At 48.0% G+C, this 3,731-nt stretch carries 5 protein-coding genes; 3 read left to right on the forward strand and 2 right to left on the reverse strand.

Going from position 1 to position 3,731, the window contains the following annotated elements:
- Together psbO and RMO84_RS20875 are read left to right on the forward strand one after the other, a co-directional pair.
- On the forward strand, positions 1–195 hold a 195-nt coding region (gene psbO, locus RMO84_RS20870), incomplete at its 5' end, for a photosystem II manganese-stabilizing polypeptide (RefSeq protein WP_310490357.1).
- A gap of 202 nt (positions 196–397) precedes the next feature.
- Complete coding sequence (locus RMO84_RS20875) at positions 398–1,600, forward strand: argininosuccinate synthase (RefSeq protein WP_310490358.1); 1,203 nt, start codon at positions 398–400, stop codon at positions 1,598–1,600.
- Between the two features lie 158 nt (positions 1,601–1,758).
- Here RMO84_RS20875 and RMO84_RS20880 read toward each other — a convergent pair whose 3' ends face one another.
- A complete protein-coding gene (locus tag RMO84_RS20880; protein WP_310490359.1) occupies positions 1,759–2,148 on the reverse strand; it encodes a DUF2358 domain-containing protein in 390 nt (129 codons plus the stop codon).
- 38 nt (positions 2,149–2,186) lie between these two features.
- Positions 2,187–2,861: a hypothetical protein gene (locus RMO84_RS20885; protein WP_310490360.1), complete on the reverse strand. Its 675-nt coding sequence runs from the start codon at positions 2,859–2,861 to the stop codon at positions 2,187–2,189.
- Between the two features lie 101 nt (positions 2,862–2,962).
- On the opposite strand from RMO84_RS20885, the gene RMO84_RS20890 reads away from it, so the two are divergent.
- Positions 2,963–3,634, forward strand: coding sequence for a DUF3386 domain-containing protein (locus tag RMO84_RS20890; protein ID WP_310490361.1), 672 nt, complete (start codon positions 2,963–2,965; stop codon positions 3,632–3,634).
- The last annotated feature ends 97 nt before the right edge of the window (positions 3,635–3,731 follow it).

The raw sequence follows: 3,731 nt of genomic DNA on the forward strand, positions 1-3,731 counted from the left end.
GGTCAAACTTTCCAAGGTAAAATCAACTTTGAAGTTGCCAAAGTCAACAGTGCCACTGGCGAAATTGCTGGAATCTTTGAGAGCGAGCAGCCATCCGACACCGATTTGGGTGCTCTAGATCCCAAAGAAGTCAAAATTCGCGGTCTGTTCTACGCTCGTCTAGAAGCTAAAGAAGCTAAAGAAGCTAAATCCTAAATTTTAGCCGCTAGTTAAATTATTCCGACCAGTGCTGGATCTCATCGAGATCCAGCACTTTTTTTGCAGGGTTGTTACCGATTTCGGTCATGGTTCCCCACTTTCAATTTTCAACCATCGTTACTGGCGATCGAACATTAGATAAAGTTTACCGCTAGTCCCTTTCCCCTATAATAGAAACTCGTTATCGGGAGGGAAACTTATGGGTCGTGCGAAAAAAGTTGTGCTTGCATATTCGGGTGGGGTAGATACATCGGTATGTATTCCGTATCTCAAGCAAGAGTGGGGCGTTGAAGAAGTCATTACCCTCGCTGCCGATTTGGGACAAGGGGATGAATTGGAGCCGATTCGTCAAAAAGCCCTCAACTCTGGTGCGAGTGTATCGTTAGTCGCCGATGCGACCGAGCGGTTCATTACCGACTATGCTTTTCCAGCACTCAAAGCCAATGCACTCTACGAAAATCGCTACCCGCTCTCGACAGCTCTAGCGCGACCCTTGATTGCCAAACTCCTCGTCGAAGCTGCTGCGGAATATGGTGCGGATGCCGTCGCTCACGGTTGTACCGGCAAAGGTAACGACCAAGTGAGATTTGATGTCTCCATCGCCGCACTCAATCCCGACTTAAAAGTCCTGGCTCCCGCGCGCGAGTGGGGGATGAGCCGCGAAGAAACGATCGCCTATGGCGAAAAATGCGGTATCCCGTCCCCTGTCAAAAAATCTTCGCCCTATAGCGTCGATCTTAATTTACTCGGACGCAGCATCGAAGCTGGCCCCCTCGAAGATCCGTGGGTCGAACCCCTCGAAGAAGTCTACGCGCTCACTAAAGCGATCGCCGATACCCCCAATGAGCCAGAATATATCGAAATTGGTTTCGATCGCGGCTCACCAGTTAGCATTAATGGCCTCGCACTCGCGCCGGTGAGCCTGGTTAGTCAGTTGAATAACTTGGTCGGCAATCATGGTATCGGTCGGATCGATATGGTCGAAAATCGCCTCGTCGGCATTAAATCGCGCGAGATTTACGAAGTCCCTGGACTATCGGTGTTAATTCAAGCCCACCGCGAACTAGAAAGTCTTACGCTTACTGGCGATGTCACTCAATACAAACGCAGCATCGAAGAAACCTATAGCAAAATCGTCTACAACGGTCTATGGTATTCGCCCCTTAAAGCAGCCTTAGATGCCTTTGTCGAGCAAACCCAAGCCAGAGTCTCTGGCACCATCCGGATTAAGCTATTTAAGGGCAATGCGACGATCGTCGGGCGCAAGTCCGAATACAGTCTTTACGATATGGATCTGGCTACCTACGGAGCAGACGATCGCTTCGACCACAAAGCAGCAGAAGGATTTATCTATGTGTGGGGCTTGCCGACTAGGGTTTGGTCGCAGCGGAATAGAGGGTAGGGGATAGGGGATAGGGGATAGAGAGTAGGGGATAGGGGATAGAGGGTAGGGGATAGGGTCTAGAGACTAGGTGATAGGGTATAGAGAGTAGGGGATAAGCTTAAGGAATAGAAGACGCAAGCGTCTTTCTTGTTTTCTAATGCCCTATCCCCTATCCCCTATTCCCTACCCCCTAATTGAAAATGTTGTCCCAACACATCTAGCGGCGATCGATCCCAGTAATCGATATGGCTGATAATTAAATCGTTTTCATTGAGGCGCATTTCGCTGCGTCCGGGAATCTCGATGCGAGGACGCCAGGGCAAGGGGGTATTCCAGCTTAGTTTCCAACGGGTGGTAATCAGTCGATCTACTCGATCGATCTCATCTAATTCTAAGTGCGGGTCGCCAAACCACTTGCGGATAAATTCGATCGTTTGGCGATAGCGATCGAGTCCCCGAAACCGCGTCAGCGGATCTTGGAAATAGACATCTTCAGCGTAAATTTGATAGCTTTGGTCGAGCGGAAATCGTGCGTAATCTTGGCGCAGAATCGTCAGAATGTCCATTGTTAAATTTGGCGATCGCTTGGATATCGATCGCAATACTAGTGCGATTTTTTAACTTGAGCCGCCATCACAATCCCCTTAATTAGCTCGTTTTCAATTAATTGTTTTGAATGAAGCAAATAATTAAAGATCGTATCATTGGCAATTTGATGCTGCTGCTTGTGCTGAAATACCGAGAGTGTAGTGAGAATCGTTAAGAGATCTTTGAATTTGAGAGCGATAAAATGACCGCCAATGTCGGCAGATAATAACTTGGGCAAGCACATTGGCACCCGATCGACATCAGTCATTAAATTTCCTTGCCGGATCAAACATAGGCGATCGAGTCCAAAATCTTTGTAAACCAACAGTAGATTGCAAGCTTCATTGACGACATCGAGATCGCTAAATGGTAGCACGCAGATCCCTAGATGAACTTGCCGGAGATCCGGCAGCCGACAAATTAATTTAAAGTCAATTAAGCCGCGATCGCGTCCGGTGGCAGGCAGTCGTTCGAGTCGCTCGATCTCGATCTCGTTAATGGTTTGACCGATCGTTAAAGATAAACATAATAACAGCCCAGCCGCAATTCTCTGTTTGTCATCATTGCCCCATGCCAGTGGATTGGCAAACAAGTGGGATAGTTCTGGCGTCAATACTTGGCGTTCTACCGCAAAAGCCGTGGTGACGACTCGAAGATCTGAATTCGACAGTGGGGAATTTGAGCTAGTCATCTTATCTGGCAATTTAGCATTATCTGATGTCACTGGCTCGAACATTAGGGAGAAAAATCTTTAAAATAGAATTAAATACCAAAATCACCCGTTAAGGCAACATGACAGAATCACGATCGGCACAAGAACTATTTCAGGCTGCTTATGAAAATCGCTATACTTGGGAGCCAAATTTTCCTGGTTATACCGCCACAGTTGAGTTTAAGTATGGCGATCGCGTCTTGAGTGGTAACGTTGTCGTCAAAGCAAATCTCAGTGCAGAGGTGACGGGAATTGACGATGAAGAAGCGCGCAAAGCGATTCTCGGGCAATTGCAAGAAGTGGCGATCCACCGCGTCCGCCGCAGTTTTGCCGACACTCACGGTAAAAATACCTTCAGGTATGGCGAGACTGACGCCACAGGTGCAGTCGAAATCCTCATGGGTGGCAAATCTGAAGGCGATCGCTACAAACTTCGCAATAACGAGGTCTGTCACGTCCATCGGCATATTCATGGCATCGTGGTGACGATCGACACTTTTAGCAGTCACGATACTGGTGCTGGCTATCTCTCCCATCGTTATGATTCGGTCTATGCCGATCCCACGACTGGCGAAATCAAAAGCGGTAAAATCGTGTTTGAAGATAAATATCAAAAAGTTGGTAACTACCAAATTATCAGCCAACGCATCATCCAATCTGTGGAAGATGGTCAACCCGTTACTACTGAGTTTAACTTTAGCAACATCGAGTTACTCGCCGATCGAGTTGAAGCTGCCGCTGTAGCTGTCTAAAGTAAATACAGGGTGAGGGGCACCCCTCCACAATTAACCTGTAGGGGTGCCCCTGTCTCGATCGCAACCGTCGGGAAACAAAGGCGTGCGCACATCG

Source organism: Chamaesiphon sp. VAR_69_metabat_338 (assembly GCF_031423935.1).
GTDB lineage: Bacteria > Cyanobacteriota > Cyanobacteriia > Cyanobacteriales > Chamaesiphonaceae > Chamaesiphon.

What these genes read in the sequence shown, in the direction of transcription:
- RMO84_RS20875 (WP_310490358.1), top strand. Translation starts at nt 398, where the DNA reads ATGGGTCGTGCGAAAAAAGTTGTGCTTGCATATTCGGGTGGGGTAGAT.
- RMO84_RS20880 (WP_310490359.1), bottom strand. Translation starts at nt 2,148, where the DNA reads ATGGACATTCTGACGATTCTGCGCCAAGATTACGCACGATTTCCGCTC.
- RMO84_RS20885 (WP_310490360.1), bottom strand. Translation starts at nt 2,861, where the DNA reads ATGACTAGCTCAAATTCCCCACTGTCGAATTCAGATCTTCGAGTCGTC.
- RMO84_RS20890 (WP_310490361.1), top strand. Translation starts at nt 2,963, where the DNA reads ATGACAGAATCACGATCGGCACAAGAACTATTTCAGGCTGCTTATGAA.